Origin of the sequence: Streptomyces sp. Qhu_M48, from assembly GCF_051305195.1 — a bacterium.
Classification (GTDB): domain Bacteria; phylum Actinomycetota; class Actinomycetes; order Streptomycetales; family Streptomycetaceae; genus Streptomyces.
In genome coordinates, this window is record NZ_CP195432.1 from 6,587,953 (window position 1) to 6,603,297 (window position 15,345).

A 15,345-nucleotide genomic window follows, 5' to 3' on the forward strand; every position below is an offset into this window, starting at 1 on the left:
ATGTACTTCACCGACCGTGGCATCGAGGAACTGGAGAAGCGGCGCGGCGAGGAGGAGGTCACCTTCGAGTGGCTCGCCGAGCAGCTGCGGACGTTCGTCGACCTCAACCCCGACTTCGAGGTGCCGGTCGAGCGCCTCGCGACCTGGCTGGCCCGTCTGGACGACGAGGACGACGAGGACGAGTGACCGGCCAGGACGCCCGGGCCTGAGCGCTACGCCCACGCGCGCGGGCTCACCCCTCCCGCAGCCGGTCGTAGACGAGGCCGAGCGCGCCGTGGGCGACGAGCACCGCCCCGGCCGTCGCCCAGCCGCCGCTGCGCCGGCCGAGGCCCCAGAGCAGCAGCGGAACCCCCGCCGCGAGCTGCGCCCCGCCCAGCAGGCGCGCCCTGGGGCCGCGCAGGTACGGGCCGAGGGGACCGCCCTCCACCACGTCGAGTTCGGCGCGTACGGCCTCCCGCCAGCCGGCCCCTTCGAGCTGCTCGGCGCCCTGCGCCAGGGCGACGGAGCGGAGCCGGTCGGCGTTCTCGCCGGGGAGGAGTCCGGTCGGCAGGGCGAGCCCGACGCGGCCGAGGACGGCGACGACGCCGAGGAGCCTGCTGTGGGCGTCGGCGTCCGGGTCGGGCCGGGTGAGCGGTTCGAGGGCCTGCACGTCGAGGACGGGGTCGAGGGCGAGCCGGGCGGCGAAGGTGCGCATGGCCTCGTCCTCGCCGACGGGGGTGCCGTCCGCGAGCCAGGTGTAGCCGACCGTACGGCGGAAGCCTGCGGCGAGCGTGACCCCTGCCCGGTCCCGGTCCCACCAGAGCGCGACGACGGGCCAGGTCGCGGCGGAGACGGCGAGGGCGGTGGCCCAGCCGGTGACGACCTGGTCGACGGGTTCCCCGCCGTGCAGCCAGGGCTTCCCCTCCGGGACGAGCACGCTCCAGTCGGTGCCCGCGGGGGCGAGGAGCAGCTGTTCCCTGAGCAGTTGGGCCGGCGGCCGGACCGCCGGGGGATCGGCGCGGCAGAGGAGCAGCGCGCCGACGGGGTGGAGGCCGGATGTCGCGTTCATGAGCCCTACGCTAGGCCAATTTGTCCGTGTACGAGGGAGATTGCCCCCACCCTGTCAGGGGAGAGTCAGGGTTGACTTCCCCTCACCGCGATATATCGTGTTCCCCAAGAGACGCGATATGTTGCGTTGCCGAACCGGGAGGTCAGCACCATGACAGAGTGGTCCGTCGCCGAGCCGACGAAGCTGGCGCCCACCGACCCCGTGACCCGCCTGCGCGTCCGCATCGTCAACGGCACGGTGAACGTGGTGGGGACGGACGAGAGTTCCGCCCGCGTGGAGATCTCCGAGATCGAGGGCCCGCCCCTGATCGTGTCGCAGGACGGCTCCACGCTGACCGTGAGCTACGAGGACCTGCAGTGGAAGAGCGTCCTGAAGTGGCTCGACCGCAAGGAGTTCCGCCGCCGGGCCGTCGTCTCCGTCGCGGTCCCCGCGGGTGTCGACGTCGAGGTGGGGGTGGTCGGCGCCGAGGCCGTCGTCACCGGCATCACGGGCCGTACGGAGGTGCGCGGAGTCACCGGCGACACCACCCTCCTCGGGCTCTCCGGCCCGGTCCGCGCCGAGAGCGTCTCGGGCAACCTGGAGGCCCAGTCGGTCACCGGCGCCCTGCGGGTCAACTCCGTGACCGGGGACGTGACGGTGATCGAGGGCGCGGGCGGCTCCGTGAAGGCCGAGACGGTCAGCGGCAGCATGGTCATCGACCTGGACCCGGCCGACCTGGACGGGCCGCCCGCCGACATCAGGCTGTCCAGCGTCTCCGGCGAGGTCGCCATCCGGCTTCCGCACCCGGCCGACGCCCGGGTCTCGGCGAGCACCACCAGCGGCTCCGTGTCGAACGCCTTCGAGGACCTCAGGGTGGACGGCCAGTGGGGCACCAAGTCCGTCACCGGCACCCTCGGTGCCGGCCGGGGCACCCTCAAGGCGACCACCGTCTCCGGCTCCATCGCGCTGCTCCGCCGTCCCGAGCCGGACGAGGACAGCGGCTCCACCCCCTCCCCCGCCCCCTCCGCGACCGGAAAGGTGCTCTGACATGCCGCCCGTCTTCGCGCACGGCCGCCTCCGCCTCTACCTGCTCAAGCTGCTCGACGAGGCCCCGCGCCACGGCTACGAGGTGATCCGACTCCTGGAGGAGCGCTTCCAGGGGCTCTACGCGCCCTCGGCGGGCACGGTGTACCCGCGCCTGGCCAAGCTGGAGGCCGAGGGCCTCGTCACCCACGCCAGCGAGGGCGGCCGGAAGGTGTACTCGATCACCGACGCGGGCCGCGCCGAACTCGCCGGGCGCGGCACCGAACTGGACGACCTGGAGCGGGAGATCCGCGAGTCGGTCTCCGAGCTCGCGGCGGAGATCCGCGACGACGTGCGGGGCGCGGCCGGCCGGGTGCGCAGCGAGATGCGCGCGGCGGCGGGCCGGACCCGCGCGGCCGAGCCCTCCTCGTTCGCCGATGCCAAGGAGGAGCTGCGCCGGGTCGGCCAGGAGTGGAAGGAGCAGGCCCGCCAGGCCCGTGCCGAGGCCAGGTCCGCCCGCCACCAGGCGAAGGAGTTCCAGCGGATCGCGCAGCAGGTGCAGGAGGAGGTCCAGGACCGCTTCTCGCGCGGTGACTGGCCCAAGGGGGTCTGGGAGGGCCTCTCCGGCATCACGGCCCAGCTCGGCGACCTCGTGACGGGCACGACCCATCCGAAGGCCGCCGGCCAGGAGCCGCCGGCCGCGACGGCCCCGGCCGGTGACGTGCCGGAGTGGGCGCGGGACACGGAGGGTTCGGGCGACCCGGCCCGCGACCTCGACCGGCTCCTCGACCGCTTCCGCGACGAGATCCGGGACGCGGCCCGCGACCACGGGGTGAGCCAGGACCAGCTGGCCGAGACCCGCGAACAGCTGTCGACGGCGGCGACCCGGATCACGGGCCTGCTCCGGTCGCGCCCGCGCGCATAGCCGAGCGGGGCTCAGCCCCGGGTGGCGGTCACCGTCACCCGGGCGCCCGGGGCCGCGAGGACCCGGGCCCTGCCCTGGGAAGGGCGGAGCACCAGCGCGCCGCCCCGGGCCGACACCCGCCAGTCGCCGGGCGGCAGGGAGAGTTCGGTGACCCGGGAGCCCCGACGTCCGGCCGCGTCGTACGAGAGCCGGTAGCTCCCGGCCCCCGGGTCGTACGCGGCGGAGCGCACGGTGCCGGCGACCGCCTCCGCGTAGGGCTCGGCGGTCAGCTCCTTGTTCGTACGGAAGGTCCCGGCGCCGTCCACCGCGCAGTAGCCGCCGCCGTAGCACCAGACGTACCCCGCCCAGCCGGAGCTGTAGCGGCCGAGCGAGGACATGGCCTCCCGGTAGAAGCGGTTCATGTTCGGCAGGGAGTTGTTGAGCGGACCCCACTCCCCCACCACCACGGGCACCTTGTACTCCGTGGGGTACAGGGTGACGGCCCGCTCGTAGCTCTCGATCCAGCCGGCGGCGGGGTCGTAGTCGGCGCCCGCCTCCATGCCGGTGTTGTAGAAGTGCGGGGCGTAGACGGTCTTCGGGTCGTCGATCCGCCCGAGCCCGGTCGGCACGCCCTCGCCCACGATCGGGGTCGGCTCGACGAACACCCAGGTCGACGGGTCGACCGAACGGACCGCGTCCGCGAGCCGGTTGTACATGGGGGTCAGCTGGTCCCGTTCGATGCGCCGGGCCGCCGTGGCCAGGTCCTCGCCCTCCCGTATCTCACCCATCGGCTCGTTGATCAGGTCGTAGCCGATGACGGCCGGGTGGTCCTCGAAGCGGTCGGCGAGCAGCCGCCACATCCGGGCCTGGGCGCGCCGCAGGTCCTCGTCCTCGTACAGGTGGGTGAAGGCCCGCTGGACGGCGGGCTCGAAGTACTCGGCGAACCAGTCGTCCGGGTGCGGGGTGAAGGGCAGCCCGTCGGTCCTGGTCGCCCACGCGGGGATTCCCCGGTGGCCGAAGGCGGGCCCGAAGACGTCCTGGTGGGAGTCGATGAGGACCTTGACGTCGTGCTTCTCGGCCCAGCCCAGGATGCGTTCGATCTTCCGCAGGTAGCCCTGGCTGTACTGGCCGGGGCGGGGCTCCAGGTCGTCCCAGAAGACCAGCAGGCGGGCGAGGTTGAACCCCCTGGCCCGCATGTCGCGGAAGTGCCGCTCGGTGATCGCGGAGAGCGCGGCGTCGCCGCGGTTCGCCTTGTCCTCGACGTTCCAGCCGCGCAGGGTGAGGACACGGCCGTGTTCGTCGGTGAGGGCGGGAATGCCGTCGCCGCCCGTGCGCCCGGTCTCCGCGTGGGCGGCGGTCGGGGTGAGCAGCGCGGCGACGGCGACGCCCGCGACGAGGATGGTTCGCCAGACAGGGATGATGCTGATCAAGGTGGACCTCCGGCACGACGAGGTGAGCGTTGTTCACGTTTCGCGTGCCAGTGATCCCATCAGTCCTCCTGACGAGTCATCAAGAGGTTGTCACGAGGTCGTCAGGACGATCTTTCCGAAGAGTTCGCCGGAGGCCATCCGCTCGAAGCCCTCCCGCGCCCGGTCCAGCGGCAGGACGTCGTCGATCACGGGCCGGACGCCGGTGGCCGCGCAGAAGGACAGCAGGTCCTCCAGCTCGTCCTTGGAGCCCATGGTGGAGCCGACGACTTTCAGTTCCAGGAAGAAGATCCGGGTCAGCTCGGCGTGTGCGGGCCGGTCGCCGCTCGTGGCGCCCGAGATGACGAGCGTGCCGCCGGGCCGCAGCGACTTGATCGAGTGGGACCAGGTGGCGGCACCGACGGTCTCGATGACCGCGTCGACCCGCCGCGGGAGCCGGGCGCCGGGCTCGAAGGCCTCGACGGCGCCGAGCTCGACGGCCCGCTTGCGCTTCTCCTCGTCGCGGCTGGTGGCGAAGACCCGCAGGCCGGCCGCCTTGCCGAGGGCGATCGCGGCGGTGGCGACACCGCCGCCGGCGCCCTGCACGAGCACCGAGTCCCCGGGCCGCACACCGGCGTTGGTGAAGAGCATGCGGTACGCGGTCAGCCAGGCGGTGGGCAGGCAGGCGGCCTCCTCGAAGGAGAGCTCCTTCGGCTTGGGCAGCACGTTCCAGCGGGGCACGGTCACCCGCTCGGCGAAGGTGCCCTGGTAGCGCTCGGTGAGGATGGACCGGGGCTCGTCCGGTCCGACGCCGTGACCCGTCTGGCCGATGACGGAGTGCAGGACGACCTCGTTTCCGTCCTCGTCGATGCCCGCGGCGTCGCAGCCGAGGATCATCGGCAGCCTCTCCTCGGGCAGTCCGACCCCGCGCAGCGACCACAGGTCGTGGTGGTTGAGCGAGGCGGCCCTGACGGTGACGGTGGTCCAGCCGGACCGCACCTCGGGTTCGGGGCGTTCGCCCAATTCGAGGCCGTTCAGGGGCTGGTCGCGGTCGATTCGGGCGGCGTAGGCAGCGAACATGGACCCGACCCTAGGGCGCCGCGGACGGGCAGGGAACCACGCCCCGGTGTGACCCGTGTCGCCCGCGGCCCCACCGGACCCCGGGTACGCGAGAGGGCCCCGCTCCGGCGTACGGAACGGGGCCCCCTCGGCGTACCGGCGGCGCGTCAGCGGCGGGCGACGCCCTCCGCGCGGGCGGCGGCGGCGACCGCGGCCGCGACGGCCGGGGCGACCCGCTCGTCGAACGGCGACGGGATCACGCAGTCGGCGGCGAGCTGGTCGCCGACCACGTCCGCGATGGCGTTCGCCGCGGCGATCTTCATGCCCTCGGTGATCCGGGAGGCCCGGACCTGGAGCGCGCCGGCGAAGATGCCGGGGAACGCGAGGACGTTGTTGATCTGGTTCGGGTAGTCCGAACGGCCGGTCGCCACGACGGCCGCGTACTTGTGCGCGACGTCGGGGTGGACCTCGGGGTTCGGGTTGGCCATGGCGAACACGAACGCGTTCGGAGCCATGGACGCGACGGCCGCCTCGGGGACCGTACCGCCGGAGACGCCGATGAAGACGTCGGCGCCGGCGAGGGCGGCCTCCAGGGAGCCGCTGAGCCCCGCCTTGTTGGTGAGGTCGGCGATCTCGCGCTTGACCGGGTTGAGGTCGTCCCGGTCGCGGCTGACGATGCCCTTGCGGTCGGCGACGGCCACGTCGCCGAGCCCGGCCTCCAGGAGGAACTTGGCGATGGCGACCCCGGCCGCACCGGCGCCGGAGATGACCGCGCGCAGGTCGCCGAGGGCCCGCCCGGTCAGCTTCGCCGCGTTGCGCAGGGCGGCGAGGGTGACGATGGCGGTGCCGTGCTGGTCGTCGTGGAAGACGGGGATGTCGAGGCGCTCCTGGAGCTTGCGCTCGATCTCGAAGCATCGCGGGGCCGAGATGTCCTCCAGGTTGACGCCGCCGAAGGACGGGGCCAGCCGGACGACGGTCTCGACGATCTCGTCGGTGTCGGTGGTGGCGAGGGCGATCGGGACCGCGTCCACGCCGCCGAACTGCTTGAAGAGGATGGCCTTCCCCTCCATGACCGGGAGGGAGGCCTCCGGGCCGATGTCACCGAGGCCGAGCACCGCCGTGCCATCGGTCACGACCGCGACGACCTGGGACTTCCAGGTGTAGTCGTTGACCAGGTCGGGCTGCTCGGCGATCGCGGTGCACACCTTGGCGACGCCGGGCGTGTACGCGAGGGACAGGTCGTCCTTGTTCCGGATGGGAACAGTGGCCTGGATGGCCATCTTGCCGCCCCGGTGGAGGGCGAAGACAGGATCGAAGGGCTCCACCGGAGCCCCTTCCGTACCACTGTCATTGCGAGGATTGACGATCTCCGCTGCCATTGGGTTGACCCCTTAGGTCTGTTTCATCTGAGGGTTGTCCACTCCTGGTTGAGGAGGGGTGGGGAGGCACCGCGGCCGCCTTGTCTGGCAGCCGCTCGGGCGCGCCGCACAACGCGCCCTGAGCCCCGGATGAGGGGTGTAAGGATCCTTCTTACCGGACGGACGGCACCGCGGACGAGTCCATAAGCACTCGGTGATGCGACTCATACCGAGCGCATCCGGACACGGACGGAGGACGACACGTCACTCGATGTCCAGATAGATGCACTCCCCACCCGATTGGCGGCTTTCAGCTCGTCCGAATGGCGAGATCAACAGGAAATTATTCGGTGACGGGGAAGGGATACGGCAAGAGATCCGGCCCTGATGTACCGGCCTGTCGGCATTCGGGGGTCACCCGTTATCCGATTTTGACATCCGTGGCCGTCGGTTTGAGGCGGTCCGAATGGCAAGATGCCGTAATCACACGAGGTCACGACACTCGAAGATGCGTACGTGGCCCACCTGGCATCCCTCACACGCCGGAGGAACCCGATCATGACCGCACGCTCCACGCGCTGTACGACCGCCAAGACCCGCACCACCCGTCTTGCCGCGGTCGCCGCCATCGCGGTCGCCGGCTCCATGCTGCTGACCGCCTGCGGTGACCAGACCGAGGGCGGCTCCACGAGCCCCACGAAGGACGGCGGCTCCGCGTCCGCCAACGCCGCCCCGCTCTTCTCGAAGCTCCCCGCCGACATCCAGAAGGCCGGTGTCATCAAGGTCGGCACGGACGCCTCGTACGCCCCGATGGAGTTCACCGAGGGCGGCAAGATCGTCGGTGTCGACCCCGACATCGCCGCGGCCCTGGGCAAGCAGCTCGGCGTCGAGTTCAAGTTCACCTCGGGCACCTTCGACGGCCTGATCACCTCGGTCTACACCGGCCGCCAGGACCTGATCATGTCCTCGATGACCGACAACAAGAAGCGCCAGGAGGGCCTGGACGACAGCGGGAAGAAGATCGGCAAGGGCATCGACTTCGTCGACTACTTCAGCTCCGGCGTCTCCCTGCTGGTCAAGAAGGGCAACCCGCAGGGCATCAACTCCCTCGACGACCTCTGCGGCAAGACCGTGGCCGTCCAGCGCGGCACGATCTACGAGGACACCTTCAAGGCCCAGGCCACGAAGTGCGGCGCCAAGACGCTGACGATCCAGGCCTTCGACACCGACGCCGAGGCGCAGACCCGCGTCAAGGCCGGCGGCGCCGTGGCCGACCTGAACGACTACCCGGTGGCCGCGTACATCGCGAAGACCTCGGGCGGCGGCAACGACTTCGAGGTCGTCGGCAGCCAGAGCGACGTCGGCCTCTTCGGCATCGGTGTCTCGAAGGAGAACACCCAGCTGCGCGACGCCGTCAAGGAGGCGCTCGACGCCATCATCAAGGACGGCACCTACGCCGAGGCCCTGAAGAAGTGGGACGTCGAGGACAGCGCCGTCAAGTCGGCCACCGTCAACGCCGGCAAGTGACCTCCCCGCTCCACTGAAGGGCAGTCGTCATGACTGACAAGATCAGCAAGGACCCGGCCGCCGCTCCGGCCGGGCCCGGCGCCTCGGGTTCCCCCTACGAGGCGATCAAGGCCATCCCCGTGCGGCACTACGGGCGCTGGGTCAGCGCCGTCGTGGTCGTCGTACTGCTCGGATGGCTCGTCTACGCCTTCTCCCAGGGCAACATCATCTGGGACACGGTGTGGGACAAGGTGTTCGACCCGTCGGTCATCAGCGGCCTGTGGAACACGATCATCATCAGCGTCGCGTCCATGGCGCTGGGCCTCGTCCTGGGCGTCGTCTTCGCCGTGATGCGGCTCTCCAAGAACCCGGTGACGGGCGCGGTCGCCTGGCTCTACATCTGGTTCTTCCGCGGTACCCCGGTCTACGTCCAGCTGCTGGTGTGGTTCAACCTGTCGCTGATCTTCCAGTACATCGACCTCGGTCCGATCTACAAGAACGAGACCGTGGACGTCATGACGCCGTTCATGGTGGCGCTGCTCGGTCTCGGCCTCAACGAGGGCGCCTACATGGCGGAGATCGTCCGCGCGGGCATCCAGTCGGTCGACGAGGGCCAGACCGAGGCGGCGCACGCGCTCGGCATGTCCCAGACGAAGACGATGGGCCGCATCGTCCTCCCGCAGGCCATGCGGGTGATCGTGCCGCCGACGGGCAACGAGTTCATCAACATGTTGAAGACCTCGTCGCTGGTCTCGGCCGTGCAGTACACCGAACTGCTGCGGGCCTCGTCGAACATCGGCAGCACGGCCGGTGCCGTGATGGAGATGCTCTTCGTGGCCTCCATCTGGTACCTGGCGCTCACCAGCGTGTTCAGCGTCGGCCAGTACTACCTGGAGCGCCGATTCGCCCGGGGTTCGCTCCGCAGCCTGCCGCCCACCCCGTGGCAGCGGGTCAAGACGAACCTCACCACGTTCAAGCGCTCACCGGAGGGATCGGCATGACCGGCCAGCCCATGGTCAAGGCGGAGGGCGTCCACAAGTCGTACGGCGCCGCCCACATCCTCCGCGGCATCGACCTCGAAGTGCAGAACGGCGAGGTCTTCTGCCTCGTCGGCCCGTCCGGCTCGGGCAAGTCGACCTTCCTGCGGTGCATCAACCACCTGGAGCGGGTGGACGGCGGCCGGCTCTCGGTCGACGGGCAGCTGGTCGGCTACCGGCAGAAGGGCGACAAGCTCTACGAGCTGAAGGACAGCGAGGTCGCGGTCCAGCGCCGGGACATCGGCATGGTCTTCCAGCGCTTCAACCTCTTCCCCCACATGACGGCCCTGGGCAATGTCATGGAGGCCCCCATCCAGGTGAAGGGCGAGTCCAGGGCGGTGGCGCGCGAGCGCGCCGAGCGCCTGCTCGACCGGGTCGGCCTGCGGGACAAGATGGGCAACTACCCGTCCCAGCTCTCCGGCGGCCAGCAGCAGCGCGTCGCCATCGCCCGCGCGCTGGCGATGGAGCCGAAGCTGATGCTCTTCGACGAGCCGACCTCGGCGCTCGACCCGGAGCTCGTGGGTGACGTCCTCGACGTCATGCGGGACCTGGCCGAGTCGGGCATGACGATGATCGTCGTCACGCACGAGATGGGCTTCGCCCGTGAGGTCGGCGACTCGCTGGTCTTCATGGACGGCGGCGTGGTCGTCGAGGCGGGCAACCCGAGGGACGTCCTGGGCAACCCGCAGCACGACCGCACGAAGGCCTTCCTGTCGAAGGTGCTGTAGGCGAAAGGGCGCCGCGAGGCACCCGGAGCGGGGAAGGGGCGGTACGGGTTCTCCCGTACCGCCCCTTCCCCGTCCCGCCCCTTCCCCGTCCCCGGTTCTCCGTTCCCCGGCCGGGCTACTTCACGGCGAGGAGGAGGGTGTCGGAGGGCGAGGCCCAGACGGCCCTGGCCTCGCCGAACCCGGCGGCGCGGAGGGTGTCGGCGTGCCAGCGCGGGGAGGGCATGTCGCCGTCGGCGTGCTCGCCGTAGATCTCGAAGCGGCGGGCGGTGGGCCCGGCGAGGACGGGGTCCGCGGCCGCGAGGGCCCACCACTCGGCCCAGTCCAGGGCGCCACCGGTCTTCTCGCGGTCCATGACGGCGTGCCGCCGCGCCCGCTCGGCGGCGTTGATGCGGGGGGTGGTCTCGTCGATCATGTGGTCGGCGTTCATGAAGACGCCGCCGTCGCGGACGAGACCGGCCACCTGCCCGTGGAGGGCCGTCAGGGGCTCGCTGTGGAGCCAGTGGAGCGCGGTGGCGGTGAGGACGGCGTCGTACGAGTCGTGGGGCAGCCGCGCGGCCCACGAGGGGTCCTTGAGGTCGGCGGTCACGAAGGTGACGCGCCCGTCGCCGGCGAAGTGTCCCTCGGCGATGGCGAGGAGGGCCGGGTCGAGATCGACACCGGTACTGCTCGCTTCCGGGAACCTCTTGAGGAGCCGATCCGTGATACTTCCCGTACCGCACGCGAGGTCGAGGACGCGGGGCTTCGGCCCCACCAAGGCCTCGACCATGTCGAGCATCACGCGGAACCGCTCCTCACGGTCCGGCATGTACCACTCCTGCTGACGGTCCCAGCTCTGCTGCCAGCCCGCCCAGTCGGTTCCGGTCATCGCCGTTCCTCCCCGCCTTCGTAATACCCTCGTAGGGGTAACAGCCGTTACCCGCTGCCGACCGCGACACTAGCCCGCCGGAGTAAGGACTACAAGTGGAACTGGCCTATTACTCGGATTACGCCGTGCGTCTGGTCAACACCGAGGAGCCGGCCCGTAACAAGGACGCCCTGACCTCCGTCGAGGTCATCAGGGAACTCTTCGGCCCCGCCACCCAGATGGCCCGCCGGGCCACCGACTCCGACGTGACCCGCTTCCGCGCGGTACGGGCCCGGCTGCGGGCGGTCTTCACCACGGCCGACGAGGGCGACCACACGGGCGCCGTGGACCTGCTGAACTCCCTGCTCCTGGAGTTCCCGGTGAGTCCGCAGATCTCCGGCCACGACATCCTCGACGAGGACGGCCGGCCGCGGTGGCACATGCACCTCGCCGACCACCCCTCGAACGCGACCGCGGGGTACGCGGCGATCGCCGCGATGGGGCTGGCCTTCCATCTGACGGAGTTCGGCGCCGACCGGCTCGGCCTCTGCCAGGCACCGCCCTGCCGCAACGCCTACCTCGACACCTCCACCAACCGCTCCCGCCGCTACTGCTCGGACCGCTGCGCGACCCGCGCCAACGTGGCCGCCTACCGGGCCCGCAAGCGCCTGGAGGCCGAACGGCCCGCCCCCACCGGCCTGACCGACGAGAGCAGCCAGGAGAGCGTCACCCCCGGCGAACGCCGGCGCCCCGGCGTCACCGGCCGGTAGCGCGCCCGCACCCGCCCGAGAACCAGCTCGGGCGGCACGGCCCCGAAGACCCGGCTGTCCCCCTCGGCGTCCGGGTTGTCCCCCAGTACCCACCAGCCGCCGTCACGTCGCTCGATCAGCCGCTTCACGATGAGCAGATCCTGCTGGAGCGGGTGCCGGAGCACGGCCACGTTCCCCGGCCGCAGCCGCCCGCCGTAGTGCACGAGCAGCTGATCGCCATGGAGCAGCGTGGGCACCATCGACACCCCCGTCACCTCGGCGATCCCGAACGGAGCCCCGGCCTCCGCCATCCGTTCCCGCCCCGACCCGGTCATCCGGCACCTCCCGATCCGCCCACGCACAGACCCACTCATCCACTCGTCCACTCGTACACGAGTCCCATGGCGACCCTGGACTTTTGGCCTAAGCCCCAGGGGCGCCCGCGAAATCGCCCTTCTCACCGAGTAATGTCCCACCTGAGAAGACGATCACGAGGAAGGACGGCTCAATGCTCTCCCGCCTGTTTGCCCCCAAGGTGAAGGTCAGCGCCCACTGCGACCTCCCGTGCGGCGTGTACGACCCGGCCCAGGCCCGCATCGAGGCCGAATCCGTCAAGGCTGTCCAGGAGAAGTACCTGGCGAACGAGGACGCGCACTTCCGTGCCCGCGCCACGGTCATCAAGGAGCAGCGCGCGGAGCTCGCCAAGCACCACGTCTCGGTGCTCTGGAGCGACTACTTCAAGGCCCCGCACTTCGAGAAGTACCCCGAGCTCAACCAGCTGGTCAACGACACCCTGAAGGCCCTCTCGGCCGCCAAGGCGTCGACGGACCCGAAGACGGGCGAGAAGGCGCTGGAGCTCATCGCCGAGATCGACCGCATCTTCTGGGAGACGAAGAAGGCCTGACCTTCCCGTTCCCGCCCGAAGGGGTACGGCTGGCGACAGCCGTGCCCCTTCGGCGTTCCCGCGCGTCGGGCGGCCGGCGGCCTTGCGCCGTCGTCTGCGCCCGTGCGCCGGCTGTCAGCGGTGGTGCGCCGGCGGCAACTAGGCTGATCGGATGATCATGCCGTCGCCCTCGCCGCTCACCCCCGAGGACGCCCGGCTGCTGCTCGCCCTGCTCCCCGTCGACGTCGGGCCCGGCCTCGGGGCGGCGGAACTCGGCGCCGTCGAGGCGCGGTTCGGGTTCTCCTTCGCGGCCGACCACCGGGTGCTGCTCGGAACCGGGCTGCCGCTCGGGGGCTCGTGGCCCGACTGGCGGGACGGTGACCCCGAGGAGCTGGCCCGGTGGCTCGAAGGCCCGGCCGACGGGGTGCTGTTCGACGTGGAGCACAGCGGCTTCTGGCATCCCTCCTGGAGCCCGAGGCCCTCCGGGACGGACGAGGCGCTGCGGGTCGCGCGGGCCGGGCTGGCGGCCGCGCCACGGCTCGTTCCCGTCTTCGGCCACCGCTACCTGCCCGGTACGGCCGGCGCGTGGGGCCACCCCGTGCTGTCCGTGCACCAGACCGACGTCGTCCTCTACGGCAACGACCTCGCCGACTACCTCCGGCGCGAGTTCACCGGCGGGGCGTCGAGCGGCCTCACCGCGCACGCGACCGCGGACTTCTGGTCCTCCTTCGTCGAAGACGGGAGCAGCGACGTCACGTTGCCCACGCCGTACACCCCGTACGCCGTCAGCGCGCCGGAGGCCGTCGAGTGCTTCCGGATGCTCGCCCTGGAGCGGCTGATCGGCCGGCGACACTTCCCGGAGCAGTTGATCGAGGCGGGTCTCACGGCGCTGGTGCTCGATGTCGAGACGGAGTCGCTCGCGCTGCTCGCCGGCCTGCCCCGCTCGGAGCACGACCGGGCCGAGGGCCTCTTCGAGCGGGTGGTGGCCGAGCTGGGGCTCTCCGACGACCTTCCGGACGAGGCCACCGCCCGCTGGACGCTCGTGCGCTGGTGGCTCCGGCTGGTCGTGGCCGGGCACCTGGACCCGGGGCCCGGGGGCGATCTCGTCACGTACGAGGGCTGGAGCAGCCTGGGCCGGCCTCGGGGGCTGAAACCGCTGGTCGACCGGGTCGACGCGTACAACACCTGGGCGGTCGCCCACGCGGGCCGGCGCACGCCGTCGGCCGGGCCGATCGTCGCGGAGGCCGAGCGGCTCCTCGCCGGGCCCTGGCCGCCGCACGACGGGAGCGCCCCGAACGACGAGCAGCCGATGGCGCCCCGCACGTGAGCGCCCGGGCCCCACTGCCCTGCCCTGAGACGGCTCAGGCCAGCACGCGCAGGCTGTACCGGTGCTTCTCCTTCGACGTTGCGCCCAGGCGGTCGTAGAAGCGGATCGCGTCCTCGTTCCACGCGGGGGTCTGCCACTGGATCTCCCGGAGGCCCAGGCGGCGCGCCTCGGCTCGGATCTCCGCCATCAGGAGGGGGCCCAGGCCGTGGCCGCGGGAGGTCTCCGTGAGGTAGAGGCAGTCCATGTGGAGGTACTCCGCGCCGTCCCAGGTGGAGAGTTCGGGAGCGCAGGTGGCATAGCCCGCGAGGGTGCCGTCGGGGAGGGCGGCGACCAGGCAGCGCAGGCGGGGCGGTTCGGCGCCGAAGAGGAGGCGGCCGAGGCGGTCGGCGAGCCCGGCGGCGGGGGGCGCGGCCTTCTCGTACGCCGCGTGCTCGGCGATGAGTTCCACCACCCCCGGCAGGTCCTCGGGGTGCGCGTGCCGTACCACCGCCCGGCCGGAGCCGTCCTCGCGTTCGCTCATACGGTCATCATGCACGGCCCCACCGACAGCCCCGCCTCCGTCCCCTGGCGGCGGAGCCACTCACGGTACGGGGCCGCCCGCAGGGCCACCTCCCGGTAGGCCGCGGCGAGTTCCGCGTACAGCGTGTCCAGGGGCGCCCCGGGGCGCGCGTACAGCAGGAGGCGGACCGCCAGGGGGTCGCCGCGCAGGGGGCGGACCGCCATGTCCTCGCGCGGGACCGAGGTCGGCTGGCAGGGGGCGACCGCCTCGCCGAGGACGATGAGGGAGGCGGCCGTGTGGTAGTCGCCGTGCAGCAGGGGCGGGTCGATGCCGGCGGCGTCCAGGACCCGTCGGAGGCCGTCCCACTCGCCGTCCACGGTCGGGTCGACCATCCAGTGGTCGGCGGCCAGGTCGGCGAGGTCCACGACGGGCCGGGCGGCGGCCGGATGGTCGCGGGCCAGGGAGACGAACTGCGGTTCGCGGGCGACCAGGACCCGCCCCCTGAGGCCCTCGGGGACCCGTAACGGACAGCCCTCCACCTCGTGCACGAAGGCCACGTCCAGCTGCCCGGCGGCGACGCTCCGCAGCAGCGCGTTCGCGGAGACGTCCATCCGCAGGCCGATGTCGGTGCCGGGCAGCCGCTGGCGGAGCCGGCGCAGCCAGCCGGGGAGCGCCCGGCTCGCGGTGGAGCCGACGCTGAGCCCGGGCCCTGCGGTGCGGGCCGCCGCCGCCCGGGTCTCGGTGACGAGCGCGGCCATGTCGGCGACGAGGGGGCGGGCGCGGCTGAGCAGGGAGCGGCCGAGCGGGGTGGGGCGGCAGCCGGTGCGGCCGCGGGAGAACAGTTCGGCGCCCAGGGAGTTCTCGATGCGGCGCAGCTGGGTGGTCAACGAGGGCTGGCTCATGCCCAGTTGCCGGGCCGCCTTGTGCAGGCTGCCCGTGTCCGCGATGGCGCAGAGCGCGCGCAGGTGTCTCACCTCCAGCTCCATGTCCCGAGG

16 protein-coding genes and 1 pseudogene are annotated in these 15,345 nt (G+C 71.7%); 9 read left to right on the plus strand and 8 right to left on the minus strand.

Annotation, left to right across the window (positions count from 1 at the left end):
• Positions 1 to 186 (plus strand): DUF6104 family protein, encoded by a 186-nt coding sequence (locus ACRRSS_RS29375; RefSeq protein ID WP_010061466.1) that lies wholly within the window; start codon positions 1 to 3, stop codon positions 184 to 186.
• Positions 187 to 232: 46 nt separating this feature from the next.
• Here ACRRSS_RS29375 and ACRRSS_RS29380 read toward each other — a convergent pair whose 3' ends face one another.
• Positions 233 to 1,048 carry a hypothetical protein gene (locus tag ACRRSS_RS29380; protein ID WP_435974074.1) on the minus strand — a complete coding sequence of 272 codons (816 nt, stop codon included), beginning with the start codon at positions 1,046 to 1,048 and terminating at the stop codon, positions 233 to 235.
• Positions 1,049 to 1,198: 150 nt separating this feature from the next.
• Here ACRRSS_RS29380 and ACRRSS_RS29385 point away from each other — a divergent pair, with 150 nt between their 5' ends.
• On the plus strand, positions 1,199 to 2,074 hold the full coding sequence (locus tag ACRRSS_RS29385) for a DUF4097 family beta strand repeat-containing protein (protein WP_435974075.1): 876 nt from the start codon (positions 1,199 to 1,201) through the stop codon (positions 2,072 to 2,074).
• A 1-nt stretch (position 2,075) separates the two neighbouring features.
• Positions 2,076 to 2,975 carry a PadR family transcriptional regulator gene (locus ACRRSS_RS29390; protein ID WP_435974076.1) on the plus strand — a complete coding sequence of 300 codons (900 nt, stop codon included), beginning with the start codon at positions 2,076 to 2,078 and terminating at the stop codon, positions 2,973 to 2,975.
• 11 nt (positions 2,976 to 2,986) lie between these two features.
• Here ACRRSS_RS29390 and ACRRSS_RS29395 read toward each other — a convergent pair whose 3' ends face one another.
• From ACRRSS_RS29395 to ACRRSS_RS29405, 3 genes are all read right to left on the minus strand, one after another.
• Positions 2,987 to 4,384 (minus strand): cellulase family glycosylhydrolase, encoded by a 1,398-nt coding sequence (locus ACRRSS_RS29395; protein WP_435974077.1) that lies wholly within the window; start codon positions 4,382 to 4,384, stop codon positions 2,987 to 2,989.
• A 90-nt stretch (positions 4,385 to 4,474) separates the two neighbouring features.
• On the minus strand, positions 4,475 to 5,440 hold the full coding sequence (locus tag ACRRSS_RS29400; RefSeq protein ID WP_435974078.1) for a zinc-binding dehydrogenase: 966 nt from the start codon (positions 5,438 to 5,440) through the stop codon (positions 4,475 to 4,477).
• Positions 5,441 to 5,586: 146 nt separating this feature from the next.
• A complete protein-coding gene (locus tag ACRRSS_RS29405; protein ID WP_435974079.1) occupies positions 5,587 to 6,798 on the minus strand; it encodes an NAD(P)-dependent malic enzyme in 1,212 nt (403 codons plus the stop codon).
• A gap of 537 nt (positions 6,799 to 7,335) precedes the next feature.
• Between ACRRSS_RS29405 and ACRRSS_RS29410 the strand changes: the two genes are divergently transcribed.
• The 3 genes from ACRRSS_RS29410 to ACRRSS_RS29420 are packed head-to-tail and all read left to right on the plus strand — an operon-like array spanning position 7,336 to position 10,048.
• Positions 7,336 to 8,304: an ABC transporter substrate-binding protein gene (locus ACRRSS_RS29410; protein ID WP_351895453.1), complete on the plus strand. Its 969-nt coding sequence runs from the start codon at positions 7,336 to 7,338 to the stop codon at positions 8,302 to 8,304.
• A 29-nt stretch (positions 8,305 to 8,333) separates the two neighbouring features.
• A complete protein-coding gene (locus ACRRSS_RS29415; protein ID WP_435974080.1) occupies positions 8,334 to 9,284 on the plus strand; it encodes an amino acid ABC transporter permease in 951 nt (316 codons plus the stop codon).
• Positions 9,281 to 10,048 carry an amino acid ABC transporter ATP-binding protein gene (locus tag ACRRSS_RS29420; protein ID WP_435974081.1) on the plus strand — a complete coding sequence of 256 codons (768 nt, stop codon included), beginning with the start codon at positions 9,281 to 9,283 and terminating at the stop codon, positions 10,046 to 10,048. The genes ACRRSS_RS29415 and ACRRSS_RS29420 overlap by 4 nt, the downstream gene beginning before the upstream one ends.
• Positions 10,049 to 10,163: 115 nt before the next feature.
• Here the strand turns inward: ACRRSS_RS29420 and ACRRSS_RS29425 are convergent, their stop codons facing one another.
• Positions 10,164 to 10,913: a class I SAM-dependent methyltransferase gene (locus ACRRSS_RS29425; RefSeq protein WP_435974082.1), complete on the minus strand. Its 750-nt coding sequence runs from the start codon at positions 10,911 to 10,913 to the stop codon at positions 10,164 to 10,166.
• Positions 10,914 to 11,008: 95 nt separating this feature from the next.
• Between ACRRSS_RS29425 and ACRRSS_RS29430 the strand changes: the two genes are divergently transcribed.
• Entirely contained in the window at positions 11,009 to 11,662 is a 654-nt protein-coding gene (locus tag ACRRSS_RS29430) for a CGNR zinc finger domain-containing protein (protein ID WP_435974083.1), read from the plus strand.
• Positions 11,663 to 11,679: 17 nt separating this feature from the next.
• On the opposite strand, the pseudogene sodX reads toward ACRRSS_RS29430, so the two are convergent.
• Positions 11,680 to 12,015 (minus strand): annotated as a pseudogene (gene sodX, locus ACRRSS_RS29435) (nickel-type superoxide dismutase maturation protease); the annotation flags it as partial.
• A 134-nt stretch (positions 12,016 to 12,149) separates the two neighbouring features.
• Between sodX and sodN the strand changes: the two are divergent.
• Positions 12,150 to 12,545: a superoxide dismutase, Ni gene (sodN, locus tag ACRRSS_RS29440; RefSeq protein ID WP_015036129.1), complete on the plus strand. Its 396-nt coding sequence runs from the start codon at positions 12,150 to 12,152 to the stop codon at positions 12,543 to 12,545.
• A gap of 151 nt (positions 12,546 to 12,696) precedes the next feature.
• Positions 12,697 to 13,851 carry a hypothetical protein gene (locus ACRRSS_RS29445; RefSeq protein ID WP_435974084.1) on the plus strand — a complete coding sequence of 385 codons (1,155 nt, stop codon included), beginning with the start codon at positions 12,697 to 12,699 and terminating at the stop codon, positions 13,849 to 13,851.
• Between the two features lie 34 nt (positions 13,852 to 13,885).
• Here ACRRSS_RS29445 and ACRRSS_RS29450 read toward each other — a convergent pair whose 3' ends face one another.
• Entirely contained in the window at positions 13,886 to 14,371 is a 486-nt protein-coding gene (locus tag ACRRSS_RS29450) for an N-acetyltransferase family protein (protein WP_435974085.1), read from the minus strand.
• Positions 14,368 to 15,336, minus strand: a complete 969-nt coding sequence (locus tag ACRRSS_RS29455; protein WP_435974086.1) for a LysR family transcriptional regulator — start codon at positions 15,334 to 15,336, stop codon at positions 14,368 to 14,370. Before ACRRSS_RS29455 ends, ACRRSS_RS29450 begins: the two co-directional genes overlap by 4 nt.
• Between the last annotated feature and the right edge of the window lie 9 nt (positions 15,337 to 15,345).